The following is a 15609-nucleotide window of genomic DNA, read 5'->3' on the forward strand; positions in this document are numbered from 1 at the left end:
GTTTCCCTAACAACTTCGACGGGGAATAACCATGAACATTCAAAACGGCGCACTTGCGCCGATGGGATCGGCTTGCCTGGATAAAGTGCTTAACCGGTTAGACAAAGTTAAGTCCGCTGGCGCCGACAAGTGGAAAGCCTGCTGCCCTGCACACGACGACAAACATCCGAGCTTGGCAATCAGCGAGACTTCGGAGGGCGTTGTCTTGCTCAAGTGCTGGGCCGGTTGCACAACTAAAGAAATTGTCTCGGCAATTGGCCTGGAGTTGCGAGACTTGTTCCCCGGCGAAAAGCAACCACGGCGCGGGCCAAGTAAGGCCGCGATTGAACATGAGCGCATGATTTATCGGATCGGCCAATCACTCCATCAGCAAGGGAGTTTGGTCGGTGACGACCTGGTGCGCTTCAACCTTGCCAAGCAGCGCCTGGGGGTCAAATGACGACTGATCGATTTGCCGAAGAATGGACCGAACCACTCAGCGCGATCACCCGCGAAGCAGCGCCAGCAGTATGGAAAGTGAAGGTGGCCAGTGCTGCATCGATCAAGCCCGTTGCCATCCGCTGGCTGTGGCCCGGCTGGCTGGCCAAGGGGAAGCTGCACATCCTTGCTGGCGCCGGCGGTACCGGGAAAACCACGTTGCTGATCGGCCTGATCGCCACCATCACCACGGGCGGGCGCTGGCCTGACGGCAGCCGCTGCAGCGAGCCAGGCAACGCACTGATCTGGTCGAGCGAGGATGATCCCGCCGATACGTTGATTCCTCGATTGACCGCTGCTGGCGCCGACATGAGCCGCGTCTACATCATCCAGGGCCGCACCAACGCCCAGGGTGACGCTGACCCCTTTGACCCGGCCAACGACATTGCCCTGCTGCGAGAGACTGCAAACGAGATCGGCGGCGTGTCTCTGCTGATGCTCGACCCAATCGTCAGCGCTGTGAAGGGCGACATGCACAAGGCCAATGACGTGCGCCGGGCGCTGCAGGGCGTGGTGGACTTTGCGGAGCAGAACCTTTGCGCCATCGTGGGAATTTCTCACTTCGCCAAGGGCGGCGCTGGCTCATCACCGACTGACCGGGTGATCGGCTCACAGGCTTTCTCTGCGCTGGCGCGAACGGTGCTTGTGGCTGCCAAGCAGGAAGACTCCGACCTGCGCGTGCTGGCGCGGGCAAAGTCGAACATCGGCACCGATGAGGGTGGCGTCTCCTACACCATCGAGACTTGCACTATCGATGGCGACATCACGACGACACACGTCGCCTGGGGCGATCTGATCGAAGGGTCAGCCAGGGAGATTCTGGGCGACGTTGAGGGGGCCGATGACGACACCCGCCCGGATGACGATGATCCGTCAGAAGCATTACGGCGAATCCTCAAAGATGGCCCGATGATCGGAAAGCAAGCCAAAAGCCTGATGACGGAAAACGGCTACAGCGCGAAGCAGACCCGGACCGCACGCGAAAAACTGTCGGTAGTGACGGTCCGCGAGGGCTTCGGGAAGGAGATTAAAACCCTCTGGTCGCTACCCCAGGCCGAAGGTGCGTTCTCGACGTTTCCGCCATTCGTGCCCATTGGTGCCCCATTCGTGCCGGGGAAAGAACAAGGGCACGAATGGGAAAAAAGGGCACGAATGGACGAAACGGCACCAATGGAAGAAGCCGAGGTGGGCGAGGATGAGGTGGCCATATGAGCACCGCCATCGACTACCTGGCTCAACGCGGGCTGTCGGCCCGCAAGAAGGGAAACCGGGTAGTCGTATCGCCCAGGGCAATGGTCACGGATGACCTGCAAAAGTACATCCGGGCACACCGCCTTGAACTGCTGGCGGAGTTGGCGGCGAATGACGGTCTTGAGCGACGGTGTGGGTGGACAGTAGTTGTCCCTGGCAGGAAGCCGTTCACGATGATCTCAGAGCCAATCACCCACGCCGAGGCTCTGGACGATGTTCGCGCTCGCTGGCCCGATGCAATGGTTCAATGACCCGCGCACCATAAATAGCAAATAACTATCAGAGCAATTGAACTGATAGTCTCAATGTGTTAGATAGAGACTATCAACTATCAATTCCTGATAGTTTTTGCCATTTATGGAATTCCACATGAAACTTCACGAACTGCGCGAGAAGCGCACCGCCGCCGTCGAGGGCATGAGAAAGCTGGTGGACACCGCTTCCGCTGCTGGCCGTGACCTGACCACCGACGAATCCACTCAGTTTGAAACCTTCAAGACCGAGGAGCGCTCGCTGGCCGACCAGATCACCCGCCATGAGCACCTGGCCGATCTGGAGAAGCGCACCGCCACTCCGGCCGCCACCGACACCCCTGAGCACCTGGAGAAGCGCGTCAGCGTGATCCGCGTGCTGCGTGCGCAGATGGAAGGCCGCCAACTGGACGGCGCCGAGCGCGAATACACCCAGGAAACCGAACGCCGCACCGGTCGCAAGGCCGAGGGCGCATTCGTGCCGTTCGCCGCCCTGGAGCGCCGCGCCAACACCACCGCGACCGCGCCCGAGCTGGTGGGCACCGACCACCGTGCTGACCTGTACATCGGCCCGCTGCGTGAGGCGTTGCTGGCGCGTTCGCTGGGCATCCGCACCCTGACCGGCCTGGTGGGCAATGTGAGCGTGCCGAAGTTCGGCAGCGGCCTGGAAACCGGTTGGGTTACTGAGGGCCAGGCAGTGCCCGAGGGCCAAATGTCGTTCGACGGTGTGACCCTGACGCCGAAGCATGTGGGCGGCAAGACCGAAATGTCGCGCCAGCTCCTGCAGCAATCGTCGCCGGGCATCGAGCAACTGGTACGCGAAGACCTGTCGTTCCTGATCGCCCGTCAGATCGACCGCGCCATCATCAACGGCAGTGGCTTGGCTGGCGAACCGCTGGGCGTGCTGAAGACTGCCGGTATCCAGACCGCCACCATGCCCGACACCTGGGCCGAGGTGCTGGCGTTGCTGGAAAAACTGGATGACGTGAACATCGCCAACGCCCGCTGGCTGACCACCGCCGCGATCCGCACTGTCCTGGGCAGCACCGAGAAGGTGGCCGGGTCGGGTAGTGGCTTCCTGTACGACAACGGCACCCTGGCCAACCTGGCACTGGCGGCATCGAAGAACGTCCCAACCGGCAAGCTGATCCTGGGCGACTGGAGCCAGGTCATGTTGGGCGTGTGGTCCGAGGTGGATATTCTGGTGAACCCATACGCCGAACCTGCCTACAGCCGTGGCGGTGTGCAGGTCCGTGCAATGGCCACCGTCGATACCGCTGTACGCCATCCCGAAGGCTTCGTAGTAGCGAGCGCACCGTGATGGAACGCCGAGCAGCCGCAAGCCTGGAACGGAAAGGCCGGACGCTGTTCGGCTATGCCGCCCGTTTCGGTGATGCAACCCCCATCGGGGGCTTTACCGAGATCATCCTTCCGGGGGCTTTCAAGCGCTCCCTTGCAGGTCCAGCCGCCGCCAGCATCCGTGCCGTTTACGAGCACGATGATGCAGCCCTGTTGGGCCGTGTCGGAGCTGGCACCCTGCGCCTTTCTGAGGATGACGTGGGCCTAGCCTTCGAGCTGGACCTACCCGACACCAGCCTGGGCCGCGACCTGTCCGAGCTGGTGAAGCGTGGCGACGTGGCCGGGTGTTCGTTCGGCTTCGTACCGGTGGGCGAGAAGTGGGACGGCGAGGTGCGCAGCCTGCAGGACGTGGACCTGCACGAAATCACTATCACCGCGAACCCTGCCTACCCGACCACCACCGTATCGGTGCGCAGCCGCAAGCCGATGCTGGCGCTGGCCAATGCCCGTCGTTACCTTGAGTTCCTGGAGTGCATCCGGTGAGAAAGCTGCTGAGCCTGTTCACGCGCTCCAACAACACCCCGGCCTATGATCGGTACTTCGACCAGTTCAGCCAGGCCGGTAACTCGGCAGGGGTCAACATCACGGTACAGACCGCCGAGTCGATCAGTGCCGTGTATGCCGCTGTCGCCGCGATCAGTGAGAGCGTGGGCAGCTTGCCGTTGGACGTGTATCGCCGCACCGATGACGGGCGCGACAAGGCCCGTGCCCATCCCTTGTACGCACTGCTACACGACGCCCCGAACGAGTGGCAGACAGCCCTGGAATTCCGCGAGCAACTGCAACGCCACATCCTGCTGCGCGGCAACGCCTACGCCCGCATTCGTTGGAGCGGCGCCGGTCGGGTACAAGCGCTGGAGCCAGTACACCCGGACAGCGTGTCGATCATGCGCAGTTCGGCCAGCGAGCGCCTGGTATACGAGTACACCGACCGCCACGGCAAGCTGCAGCGGCTGACCGCCGACGAGATGTTGCACATCCGCTACCACACCGAAGATGGTGTGCTCGGGCGCAGCCCCATTCAGGTGGCCAGGGATACCCTGGGGCTGGCGCTGGCTGAACGTACCCACGGCGCCAAGATGTTCGAGCAGGGCACCAAGCTGTCGGGCGTGATCGAGACGGTACCCGGCACCACCAAGGAGCAAGCCGCGCAGATTCGTGAGAGCTGGGCCGCTGGGCAAGCTGGCGTGAACAACCACGGCAAGACCCCGGTGCTGCCCCAGGGTGCGAAGTACAGCGCGGTATCCATGACGCTGGAGGATGCTGAGTGGATCGAGGCCCGGCGCCTGTCGGTCGAGGAAGTGGCCCGCCTGTTCCGTGTACCGCCTGTGCTGATCGGTGATCTGCGCGAGGCCAACTACTCCAACGCCGTGGAGCTGGGCCGGTACTTTGTCACCCATACCCTGCGCCGCCACCTGGTCGCATGGGAGCAGGCTATCAACCGCACCCTACTGGGCAGCGGCTTCTTTGCTGAGCACAACGTGGAAGGCTTGCTGCGCGGTGATAGTCTCACTCGTGCGCAGTTCTATCAGCGCGGTGTCGAGGACGGATGGCTGCTGCGATCCGAGGTACGCCGCATGGAAAACCTACCCACCGTAGAAGGTATTGATGATGAGCAAGAAACCAAGGCTCCAGATGATAAAGCCCCGGGTGCGGGTGCTGGGAACCCACCTGGAGGAAAAGCAGCGCCAGGCGAAGGAGAAGAAGCGTGAGCAGGTACAAGCCCAAGACGAGGGTGATTCCTCTCGGTAGTGCTGCATGGCAGCGCCTGCGTGCCCAGGTGCTGGCCGAGGAACCACTGTGCCGCGACTGTGCGGCCCGTGGCCTGGTCACACCTGCTACTGACGTGGACCACATGGACAACAACGGCGACAACAACGCACGCACCAACCTGGCGCCCCTATGCCACTCGTGTCACTCGATCAAGACAGCCGAGGACATGGGCAAGCGCACCACGCGGGGCTGCGACGTGAACGGCATCCCGCTCGATCCGAACCACCACTGGAACAGGTCCAAAAGATCACCAGGAACCGCGCTCAGCTAGACCGCCCCCGACCCTCTCTTTCATCGCTAACCGCAAAAAACGACCATGAAAACCCGCCGCCCCCGATCCGATAGCGCCAAGGCCGCCGTAGCAGCGGCACAGGCTGTCGCGCTTGGCCCAATCGCACCGCCTCCCCATGTCCGGCTTCGTGCGCAGGATTGGCCGTTCTGGAACGCTGTGGTGCAGACGCGACCACGGGATACCTGGACCGATAACGATCTGGTGCTGGCGGGAAACCTTGCACGAACCAATGCCGATATCGAGGCGCTACAGAAGAGCATCGACGTGGACGGCTTTGTCGTGGAAGGGAAGGCCAACCCCGCCTGCGCGATTCTGGACACCATGAGCCGCCGCGCAATCACCCTGTCCAGGCTCCTGCACATCCACGCGGCTGCCACCGTTGGGAGGTCTGAGGATGGCCGCAAGGCCGCTGCGCTCGAGCGTGAGGCTCGACAGCATGCGGATGACGACCTGATCCCTACCCTGAGCACGCTGCAATGACCCGCGCCGAAAAGATCATCGCGTTCATCGAGCGCTATTGCGTGACGCCCGAAGGCGCGGACGTGGGTAAGCCGCTGTGCCTGGCTGAGTTCCAGCGCCAGTTCATCCGCGACGTGTACGACAACCCGGTGGGCACTCGCCGGGCCATCCTCAGTGTGGCCAGGAAGAACGGCAAGTCAGGCCTGATCGCGGGCCTGCTGCTGGCGCACCTGGTCGGCCCCGAGGCGAAGCAAAACAGCCAGCTTGTGTCGGGTGCCATGAGCCGCGACCAAGCCGCCCTGGTGTTCAACCTGGCCGCCAAGATGGTTCAGCTATCGCCCGCCCTGTCGAAGATCGTCCGCATCGTGCCCAGCGGCAAGCGGCTGCTGGGGCTGAACCTGAACACCGAGTTTCGCGCCTTGGCCGCCGACGGCAAGACCGCGCACGGCCTCTCCCCAGTGCTCGCCATTCTGGACGAGATTGGCCAGATACGCGGCCCGCAATCCGACTTCGTGGACGCCATCACCACCAGCCAGGGCGCCCACTCGGCACCGCTGCTGATCGCCATCAGTACCCAGGCAGCCAACGACGCCGACCTGCTGAGCCAGTGGATTGACGATGCCCTGCGCAGCAATGACCCCAAGATCGTGTGCCGCCTGTACGCCGCGGCGACGGGCTGCGATCTGATGGACGAAGACGGCTGGCGAGCGGCCAACCCGGCACTGGGCATCTTCCGGTCGGAGACAGACCTGCGGGAGCAGATGCAGCAAGCCGAGCGCATGCCGAGCATGAGCAACACCGCCCGCAACCTGCTGCTCAACCAGCGGGTCAGCCTCGACAGCCCATTCATCAGCCCCGACGTGTGGATGGCCTGCGACACCGCGCCTGACCCGTTCGAGGGCCTGGTCTATGCGGGCCTCGATCTGTCGGCCCGAACCGACCTGACGGCGCTGGTGCTGATCGGCAAGGTGGATGGCGTGTGGCAGGTCCGTCCGTACTTCTGGACGCCCGAGCAGGGCTTGTTCGACCGAGCGCAGAAGGACCGCGCCCCTTATGACATGTGGGCGCGACAGGGGTACATCCGCACCACGCCAGGGGCCACGGTTGACCTGGAAGCGGTGGCCCTGGACATGGCCGAGATACTAAGCGACTGCGAGGTGGCGGCGATCGCCTATGACCGCTGGCGCATCGACGTGCTCAAGAAGGAGCTGGAGCGCCTGGGCCTGGAGCTGCCGCTGGTGCCCCACGGGCAAGGTTTCCGCGACATGGCGCCAGCCCTCGACGCCCTGGAGGCTGAGTTGCTAAATGGCCGTGTCGCCCACGGTGGCCACCCTGTGCTGACCCTGTGCGCCGCCAATGCCGTGGCGGTGAAAGACCCTAGCGGCAACCGCAAGCTGGACAAGAGCCGTCGCACCGGGCGCATCGACGGCCTGCAGGCCCTGGCGATGGCGTTCGGCGCCGCCCAGGTGGCCGAGGCCCCTGCCGATCTTGATACCGAGGTATTTTTCGTATGACCAGCGTAACCCTTGAAGAAGCCAAGCTGCACATGCGCGTCGATCACGACGAGGAAGACAGCTACATCCTGGGCCTGATCGCCGCGGCTGAAATCCACGTCAGCAACTTCCTGGGCGATGGCCTGCCCGATCCGATGCCCGCCCCGATCAAGGCCGCTGTACTGCTGTTGGTGGGCGACCTGTACGAGAATCGGGAGCGCCAGGGCGACCGCACGCTGACCGAGGGCACGACATTTGCCATGCTGCTGGCGCCGTATCGTTCAATGGCTGTGATGTGATGCGTGGAAGAAACGCCACTGTGTGTAGAAATCCACACAGTGGAGCGAGACAGACCATATCGTCCGACTCGGACCTGATGACCCGCTTGGGGTGTCCTCAGATTTGAGGATACCGCCCCACTCGGCAAAGTGTGAGTAGGATTGTGAGTAGACTTTCGGCATCACCAATCATAACCACCGAAAACCATAGCCTACAGAGCAAAGTTCGAGTCTCCCTCGGGCACCAAAATCGAAAAAGACCTTGAATATCAAGGTCTTTTTTTTCGCCTGCAGAAAAGTGCCCCAGGCCATCGAGCGGCACAGTCCCTAGCGACTTCAGCGACTCCTCAAGCTACCGAGGCCTCTCGGGAATCTGCCAGGCCGGCCTTTACCGCGGGCCGCGCTTCGATGCTCTCCAACCAGCGCAGGACATGACGGAAGTCGCTGATATCCAGGTTCAACTCCTCATGGGTTCGCAACCAGGGAAAGGCGGCGATGTCAGCAATGGAGTAATGGTCCGACGCCAGGTAGACACTCCTGGCCAACTGCCCATCGACCACGCCATAGATCCGCAATGACTCCTTGCGATAGCGCGCGATGGCCTCCTGGTTGTAAGTCTTGCTGCCATGGAGGAACCACCAGAGTTGGCCAAGCATAGGTCCGATGGACCCGACCTGGAAAAACAGCCACTGCTGGATCGTCAGTTGCTCTTTCGGAGAACGGGCCTGCAGGCAGCCGTACTTTTGCGATAGATAACCAAGGATCGCCGCCGATTCGAATACCGATACCCCGGCCTCGTGATCGACGATGGCCGGGATCTTGCCGTTGGGGTTGATCTGCAAGAACTCCGGCGAATGCTGGCGCCCTTCGGCCAAGTTGAATTTCACTCGCTCACAGTCGATGCCCGCCTCCTTCAGGAAGATGCTGATCTTCTGTCCGTTGGGCGTATCGGCTGTATAGAACGTGAGGGAGTTTGCCGTGTTCATGAGTCCTCCATTGACTGCTTCGGATGCCACCGCATCGCACATGATTGCATTTGCAATGATATTGAGACGTGCAGTATGGTGCAACACCGAAGGCACGCACGGAGAGCTTTGAAGTGATGATGGGTTTTTCCAGTTTCAGGACTTCGCAGGATACCGGCCTGGCAGCCCAGGCCTGCATCGACAAGATCCAGGCGCTCAGCGACCAGGTCAACGCAGGGATGTCTTCCCCCCTCTACACCATGATCGATATCGCCAATCGCCTGGAACGGGACCCGGGCACGGCGAAGAACATCTGGGTCGTGCGCTCCAACCAGCGGCCCGATACCGCCCAGGCTCACACTCGTATCAGCGCCTGGCCCTTGCGCTTGAGCCCCCGGACCCTGGCCAGCGAGAAACCTCTGCTGTACCTGACCAGTTCCTCGACCTCGGCCCAACTCTGCGCCCTGTCGAGCGAATCCTGCCAGCGCGGCATCCTCTGCAACGACATCGAGACCCTGCCCTCACCCTGGCCCAAGGGCGCCCATCCCTGGGTACCTCTCTGGTTGTCGAGCAACCCGCATTGCCTGCCCTTCGACCCGGCCAATGGCGCCGAGGCCCAGGCGATTGCCCTCGCGGCCCTGAAGAGTCTTTATGTAGAGGGTCGCGATGGCTTCTACTACATGGCGCTGCACGATGAGCCCAATGACTTCGTCGAACCCATGGACGAGCACCGCGCCAGCCATGCCATGCAAGGCATGTATCAGCTCGGCGAACTGCAAGGCGCGCCCCAAGGGCCACGGGTTCGCCTGCTGGGCGCGGGCTTGAGCCTGCGTACCGTGATGGCTGGCGCACGGCTATTGCATGAGGACTGGGGCGTAAGCTGCCAGCTGTGGAGTTGCCCCAGCTATACCCGCCTGGCCCGGGACGCTGACAGCGCGCAACGCTGGAACCGCATGCACCCACAGCATCCCAGGCGCTCCTCTCATCTACGCGATTGCCTGGCAGGCGATGACTCTCCCGTGATCGCTGTAACCGGCTACTTCCAGCATGTGGCCGAACAGATCGGCGCCCACGTGAACACCCGCTTCGTGGCACTGGGTGCCGACTCCATCGACTCCCTGTCGCCAGGGCCAAACGCCAACCATTGCCTGGATAAATACTGGATCGCTGCCCTGGCCCTGCGCGCCCTGGCCCAGGAGGGAAAGGTGCCAGCCAAGTACGTCAAGCAAGCCATGCAACGCTACCTGCTGCAATGAGCCTAGGCCTGCCGCCCACTCGTCCGCGCGGCGCTGGCCGCACGTTCCAGGGCGTCGCTGAAAATGCGCTGCTGCTGATCATCGAACTGCGCCAGGAACAGCTCGTCGACCGCCGCTTCGTAGATACGCCACATTTTCTTGCGTAATTCCCTGCCTGCCTCGGTGATCGAGGCACAGGCCCCACGACCGTCTTCGCTGGCACGACTGCGCTCGACCAGGCCCTCGGCTTCCAGGCGATCCACCAGGCGCGTCAGGTTGTAGCGCTCGATGGCCATGACATCGGCCAGTTCGTTCATTCGCCGAGTACCGCCAGAACCGCTTTCCAGCCCCCAAAGTGCGTCGTACCAGGCATAGGACGGAAGCCCGGCAGCCGCCAGGCGCCGCTCGACTTCACGGATCAGGCAACGGTGGGCCCGGACGAATCTGAACCAGGTATCCGGATCGCTGGAAGACATGCATCACCTTTTTCAAAAATCGATTTAGTTGCAATTGTAACGCCGAGAAGGATAAATTCCTGAATCTGATTGCAATTGCAATGAATTAAATTCCGAACAGGGTCGGCCTCGCCGACGCCCTTCGCTATGGCACTGGACAACCCGGTGCTCCCCGCCCCACTGCCCAGGAGACGACGATGGCACAACAATCCGTGTTTCTCGACGAGGACCCACAAGAGACTCGTGAATGGCTCGAATCCATTGAATCGGTTCTGCATGTCGAAGGCCGCCCCCGGGCGCATTACCTGATCGACCAACTGCTGGATTTCGACGTTGCCCAACATGGCGACTTCTACGGACGCGTGACCACGCCCTACGTCAACACCATCGCGGTCAGCCGCCAGCAGCCCTACCCTGGCGACCTCGCCGTCGAGAAGCGGATCAACGCCTACATCCGCTGGAACGCCCTGGCCATGGTGCTGCGTGCCGGCAAGCATTCCAACGTCGGTGGGCACATCGCCTCCTACGCCTCGGCGGCAGTGCTCTACGACGTAGGCTTCGACCACTTCTTCCGTGGTCGCACCGAGCAGTTCGCCGGCGACATGGTCTACATCCAGGGCCACTCCTCCCCAGGCATCTATGGTCGCGCCTTCCTCGAGGGCCGCCTGAGCGAAGAGCAACTGGACAACTTCCGTCGCGAAACCGACCGCGATGGCATCTCGTCCTACCCCCACCCCCGGCTGATGCCCGACTTCTGGCAGTTCCCCACCGTGTCCATGGGCCTGGGCCCGATCACCGCCGCCTACCAGGCGCGCTTCATGCGCTACCTGGAGAACCGTGGCCTCAAGGAACACCAGGGCCGCAAGGTCTGGGCCTTCCTCGGCGATGGCGAGATGGACCAGCCCGAATCCCTGGCGGCGATCTCCCTGGCCGGCCGGGAGAAACTCGACAACATCATCTTCGTGGTCAACTGCAACCTGCAGCGCCTCGACGGCCCGGTACGCGGCAACAGCAAGGTGGTCCAGGAATTCGAAAGCCTGTATCGCGCCGCAGGCTGGAACGTGATCAAGGTGATCTGGGGCAGCGGCTGGGATGCCCTGCTGGACAAGGACAAGAGCGGCCTGCTGCGCCGACGCATGATGGAATGCGTGGACGGCGACTACCAGAACTACAAGTCGCAAAACGGCGCCTACGTGCGCGAGCATTTCTTCGGCAAGTACCCCGAACTGCTGGAACTGGTCAGCGACATGACCGACGAGCAGATCTGGAAGCTCTCCCGTGGCGGCCACGATCCGGAAAAGGTCTACAACGCCTACGCCGCGGCCATGCGCCACACCGGCGGCCCGACCGTGATCCTGGCCAAGACCGTCAAGGGCTTCGGCATGGGTGAGGCCGGCGAAGGCCAGAACATCAACCACCAGCTCAAGAAGATGGGGGACCAGGCGGTCAAGGCCTTCCGCGACCGTTTCGGCCTGGAGCTCAGCGATGAGCAACTGGGCGACATGCCATACCTCAAACCGGCGCCGGACAGCGTCGAGGCCAACTACCTGAAGGCCGCGCGCGGTAAGCTCGGTGGCCATATCCCGGCGCGCTTCAGCGCTGTCCAGTCCCTGCAGATCCCGCCGCTGTCGGCCCTGGAGACGCAACTCAAGGGCACCGGCGAACGGGCGATCTCCACCACCATGGCCTTCGTGCGCATCCTCGGCACGCTGCTCAAGGACCCGAACATCGGCAAGCTCATCGTGCCGATCGTGCCCGACGAGTCTCGTACCTTCGGCATGGAAAGCCTGTTCCGCCAGATCGGCATCCACTCCCACGTGGGCCAGTTGTACACCCCGCAAGACGCCGGCCAGCTCAGCTACTACAAGGAGAGCAAGGACGGCCAGATCATGCAGGAGGGGCTCAACGAATCCGGGGCCATCTCGTCGTGGATCGCCGCCAGTACCTCCTACAGCAACCACGGGGTGATGACCGTCCCGTTCTACATCTTCTACTCGATGTTCGGCTTCCAGCGGGTCGGCGACCTGGCCTGGGCCGCCGGCGATGCCCGGGCCCGCGGCTTCCTGCTCGGCGCCACCTCCGGGCGCACCACCCTGATGGGCGAAGGCTTGCAGCACGATGACGGCCACAGCCATGTGGTGTCGTCCACCATCCCGTGCTGCGTCTCCTACGACCCGACCTATGCCTACGAGCTGGCGGTGATCATCCAGGACGGCATGCGCCGCATGTATGTCGAGAACGAGGACATCTACTACTACATCACCCTGCTCAACGAGAACTACGCCCACCCGGACATGCCCGAAGGCGTCGAGCAAGGCATCCTCAAGGGCATGTACCGCTTCTCGGCCCCGACCAAGCAGCACAAGGGCAAGCACGTGCAGCTGATGGGTTGCGGCTCGATCCTGCAAGAAGTCAACGCCGCCGCCAAACTGCTGGAGGCCGACTTCGGCGTCAGCAGCGAGGTCTGGAGCGTCACCAGCCTGACCGAGCTGCGTCGCGACGGCCAGGAAGCCGAGCGCTGGAGCCTGCTGCATCCCCAGCAGGAGCCTCGCGTGAGCTACGTGGAAAGCTGCCTGCAAGACAAGGAAGGCCCGGTGGTGGTCGCTACCGACTACATGAAGATCTTCGCCGACCAGATCCGTCCCTTCGTTCCCCAGCGCCGTTTCGTCGCCCTGGGCACCGACGGTTTCGGTCAGTCGGATACCCGAGAGTCCCTGCGCCGGTTCTTCGAGGTCGACCGTCACTTCATCGCCGTGGCCGCCCTCAAGGCCCTGGCCGACGAAGGCAGCCTGCCACGGGAGAAGGTCGCCGAGGCCATCGCCCTGTACGGCATCGATCCGGAGAAAAAGAACCCCGCCAAGGTCTGACGCGGCACACTGCCTTGCCCTCCCCGGGCAAGGCACTCCCTCGCTGTATCCCCTTCCAACGCCTAGCGCCATCTCCCGAACACAACCTTGATGGAGGTCAACGAGCAGCGCTTTGCGCTCCCTACACTGGTCGGTACCCCTTTGAACAAGATCCGCAGGCCCCGTCCATGAGTGAAGATTCCCACGCGCGTCCCCTCCCCGAAGTGCTGCCCAAGACCAGCGCAACCAGCCCCGCCAAGACTCCAGCCCGCAAGAGCGCCGCACCCCGCACCCGCCGCCCGCGCAGCACGCCCGCCAAGGCTGCGGCAGTGAAGGCCATCAAGGTCGATCTCGAGCAGAACCCCATGGCCCTGCAGATCGCCAGCGCACCTCGCGGCTCCAACGAAGACAGCGTCTCGGCCAAGCTCCCGGGCAACTATCCCTATCGCAACCGCATGCGCCGCGCCGAATACGAGAAGGCCAAGCACGAGTTGCAGATCGAATTGCTCAAGGTGCAAAGCTGGGTCAAGGAAACCGGGCAACGCATCGTGGTGCTGTTCGAAGGCCGCGATGCCGCGGGCAAGGGCGGCACCATCAAGCGCTTCATGGAACACCTGAACCCCCGCGGTGCGCGGATCGTTGCCCTGGAAAAACCCTCCGAGCAGGAAAAGGGCCAGTGGTACTTCCAGCGCTATATCCAGCACCTGCCAACGGCGGGGGAAATGGTCTTCTTCGACCGCTCCTGGTACAACCGCGCCGGCGTCGAGCGAGTCATGGAATTCTGCTCGCCCCTGCAATATCTGGAGTTCATGCGCCAGACTCCAGAACTGGAGCGCATGCTGTGCAACAGCGGCATCCTGCTGTTCAAGTTCTGGTTCTCGGTCAATCGCGAAGAGCAACTGCGGCGCTTCATCTCGCGCCGTGACGACCCGCTCAAGCACTGGAAACTCTCGCCCATCGATATCAAGTCCCTGGACAAATGGGACGAATACACCGGCGCCAAGCAGGCGATGTTCTTCCACACCGACACCGCCGACGCACCATGGACGGTGATCAAGTCCGACGACAAGAAACGCGCCCGGATCAACTGCATCCGCCACTTCCTGCACGAGCTGGACTACCCGGGCAAGGACCCCAAGGTCGCCCATGCTCCCGATCCGCTGCTGGTGGGTCGTGCCTCGCGAGGGCTGGAAGAAGATGAGCGCCCCGGCCAGTTGGTAGCGGACATCGACACCACAGGCCCCGCACTGTCGTTCTAAGACCACCCTCGACCGCGGCACTCGGGCCTTAGGGCCTGTGTCGCCGCGTGCCTGGCCCAGGCCCTCGTCAGGTGTTAAATTGCCGGCCCGGCAATGACCGCATATTGCACAGACCGGACTTGGACATGGATGCCCAGCAACGCCCTCCGATACCCGCGCCCCCTGGCGCCCGCTGTTTCGCCCGCCCCGCAAACCTTGTGTGCGGCAGGCTACTCGCGACCACCCGACTGCTTCCGGCCACCAGCGCCCGGAACCCGCATCGCACCCGCTCACCCGGCAAGCGTCAGCCCTGCTCGAGCGCTTGCCATGTGTTCTTCCTGAATCGCGCAGTGGCTTGCGCACGTTAATCGCCCGATACCAAGGATGTTCCATGCCCACTATCCCAACCCCGGAATTCAACCAGCTGCCGGCTGGCGCCGTGGCCTACCCCGAAGCCCGTGACCTGTTCGTCGCCGACCAGCAAGAGTTGGCCGAACACCTGCTGCCGCTGCTGTCCTTCGATGCCAGCCTGATCAACCCCGAATGGTCCGCTCGCCTGCACCTGCTCAACCCCATCGAACCCAGCGGCGGCCTGGTCGGCATGTTCACCGAGGGCCAGGGCTTTGGCAGCGACTTGCTGAAAACCAACTGGATCGGTTTCAAGATCGAGGACGGTCGCTATCGCCTGTGCGGTGATCCGCGCTACTTCTTCCTGCACCCGGACAACGCCCACCTGGCCGACCCCGAGCACAACGCCCGCGCCGACCTGGAACAGCACTACACCGAACAACGCGCCGCCTACCAGGCCGCACGCCAGCGCTACCAGGAACTCGGCCACCTGACCTGGCCCCGGGACAACGGGCAAAAGCTCAACTTCATCGAGGAAATCGGTGGCGTGGCCGAGGGTTATGGCAACTGGGTGGAAACCGTGGAATTCCCCATGGACGTGGTCGAGGCCGAGGATGACAGCGGCGACATCGACGTCTGGCCCCTGAGCCCGGCAGGCCGCCGCTTCCAGCACGTCCTGGGGGTACCGGCCTACAACTACGGCATCCGCGGCGCCGACCTGATCGTGATGTTCTACGAACCGGTTGAAGGCCTGGTGCTGTTCTGCTTCGACTGGTCCTGACCCGCGACACCTGTAGCCGCTATCGAGCGACGCGAGGCTGCGACAAGGTCCGCAGGGCCTTCAACCAGGACGGCCGCTACGCGCCCGTACGCAGCCTCGGCAGCGGCG

At 63.0% G+C, this 15609-nt stretch carries 16 protein-coding genes; 14 read left to right on the forward strand and 2 right to left on the reverse strand.

Translation table 11 applies throughout. The features are described from left to right. The first annotated feature begins 31 nt into the window (after positions 1 to 31). From ATY02_RS29665 to ATY02_RS29710, 10 genes are all read left to right on the forward strand, one after another. Complete coding sequence (locus ATY02_RS29665) at positions 32 to 439, forward strand: virulence-associated protein E (RefSeq protein ID WP_023382230.1); 408 nt, start codon at positions 32 to 34, stop codon at positions 437 to 439. Continuing rightward, positions 436 to 1689, forward strand: a complete 1254-nt coding sequence (locus ATY02_RS29670; RefSeq protein WP_083235866.1) for an AAA family ATPase — start codon at positions 436 to 438, stop codon at positions 1687 to 1689. The genes ATY02_RS29665 and ATY02_RS29670 overlap by 4 nt, the downstream gene beginning before the upstream one ends. Continuing rightward, positions 1686 to 1979: a hypothetical protein gene (locus ATY02_RS29675; RefSeq protein ID WP_068586293.1), complete on the forward strand. Its 294-nt coding sequence runs from the start codon at positions 1686 to 1688 to the stop codon at positions 1977 to 1979. The genes ATY02_RS29670 and ATY02_RS29675 overlap by 4 nt, the downstream gene beginning before the upstream one ends. A 118-nt stretch (positions 1980 to 2097) precedes the next feature. Further along, the gene (locus ATY02_RS29680; protein WP_164823616.1) at positions 2098 to 3300 is read left to right on the forward strand and encodes a phage major capsid protein; all 1203 of its coding nucleotides are present in this window, start codon (positions 2098 to 2100) and stop codon (positions 3298 to 3300) included. After that, positions 3300 to 3821: an HK97 family phage prohead protease gene (locus ATY02_RS29685; protein WP_059400029.1), complete on the forward strand. Its 522-nt coding sequence runs from the start codon at positions 3300 to 3302 to the stop codon at positions 3819 to 3821. Before ATY02_RS29680 ends, ATY02_RS29685 begins: the two co-directional genes overlap by 1 nt. Next, positions 3818 to 5050: a phage portal protein gene (locus ATY02_RS29690; RefSeq protein ID WP_228022232.1), complete on the forward strand. Its 1233-nt coding sequence runs from the start codon at positions 3818 to 3820 to the stop codon at positions 5048 to 5050. Before ATY02_RS29685 ends, ATY02_RS29690 begins: the two co-directional genes overlap by 4 nt. After that, on the forward strand, positions 5047 to 5382 hold the full coding sequence (locus ATY02_RS29695; protein WP_059400028.1) for an HNH endonuclease signature motif containing protein: 336 nt from the start codon (positions 5047 to 5049) through the stop codon (positions 5380 to 5382). The genes ATY02_RS29690 and ATY02_RS29695 overlap by 4 nt, the downstream gene beginning before the upstream one ends. A 45-nt stretch (positions 5383 to 5427) precedes the next feature. After that, positions 5428 to 5883 carry a TerS protein gene (locus tag ATY02_RS29700; protein ID WP_068595650.1) on the forward strand — a complete coding sequence of 152 codons (456 nt, stop codon included), beginning with the start codon at positions 5428 to 5430 and terminating at the stop codon, positions 5881 to 5883. Then, positions 5880 to 7376 carry a terminase large subunit gene (locus ATY02_RS29705; protein ID WP_164823726.1) on the forward strand — a complete coding sequence of 499 codons (1497 nt, stop codon included), beginning with the start codon at positions 5880 to 5882 and terminating at the stop codon, positions 7374 to 7376. The genes ATY02_RS29700 and ATY02_RS29705 overlap by 4 nt, the downstream gene beginning before the upstream one ends. After that, complete coding sequence (locus ATY02_RS29710; protein WP_068588839.1) at positions 7373 to 7654, forward strand: head-tail connector protein; 282 nt, start codon at positions 7373 to 7375, stop codon at positions 7652 to 7654. Before ATY02_RS29705 ends, ATY02_RS29710 begins: the two co-directional genes overlap by 4 nt. Positions 7655 to 7980: 326 nt before the next feature. Here ATY02_RS29710 and ATY02_RS29715 read toward each other — a convergent pair whose 3' ends face one another. Next, positions 7981 to 8619, reverse strand: a complete 639-nt coding sequence (locus ATY02_RS29715) for a glutathione S-transferase family protein (protein ID WP_068588842.1) — start codon at positions 8617 to 8619, stop codon at positions 7981 to 7983. 116 nt (positions 8620 to 8735) lie between these two features. Between ATY02_RS29715 and ATY02_RS29720 the strand changes: the two genes are divergently transcribed. Continuing rightward, on the forward strand, positions 8736 to 9854 hold the full coding sequence (locus ATY02_RS29720) for a transketolase-like TK C-terminal-containing protein (protein ID WP_141698206.1): 1119 nt from the start codon (positions 8736 to 8738) through the stop codon (positions 9852 to 9854). A 2-nt stretch (positions 9855 to 9856) separates the two neighbouring features. Here ATY02_RS29720 and ATY02_RS29725 read toward each other — a convergent pair whose 3' ends face one another. After that, positions 9857 to 10309 (reverse strand): MarR family winged helix-turn-helix transcriptional regulator, encoded by a 453-nt coding sequence (locus ATY02_RS29725; protein WP_068588845.1) that lies wholly within the window; start codon positions 10307 to 10309, stop codon positions 9857 to 9859. Positions 10310 to 10485: 176 nt separating this feature from the next. On the opposite strand from ATY02_RS29725, the gene aceE reads away from it, so the two are divergent. From aceE to ATY02_RS29740, 3 genes are all read left to right on the forward strand, one after another. Beyond that, entirely contained in the window at positions 10486 to 13155 is a 2670-nt protein-coding gene (aceE, locus tag ATY02_RS29730; RefSeq protein ID WP_068588847.1) for a pyruvate dehydrogenase (acetyl-transferring), homodimeric type, read from the forward strand. 344 nt (positions 13156 to 13499) lie between these two features. Then, on the forward strand, positions 13500 to 14393 hold the full coding sequence (gene ppk2 / locus ATY02_RS29735) for a polyphosphate kinase 2 (RefSeq protein WP_164487362.1): 894 nt from the start codon (positions 13500 to 13502) through the stop codon (positions 14391 to 14393). Between the two features lie 370 nt (positions 14394 to 14763). Further along, positions 14764 to 15501, forward strand: a complete 738-nt coding sequence (locus ATY02_RS29740; RefSeq protein WP_068588854.1) for a hypothetical protein — start codon at positions 14764 to 14766, stop codon at positions 15499 to 15501. Positions 15502 to 15609: the final 108 nt, after the last annotated feature.

Origin of the sequence: Pseudomonas sp. BIOMIG1BAC (genome assembly GCF_001705995.2) — a bacterium.
GTDB classification, from domain to species: domain Bacteria; phylum Pseudomonadota; class Gammaproteobacteria; order Pseudomonadales; family Pseudomonadaceae; genus Aquipseudomonas; species Aquipseudomonas sessilinigenes.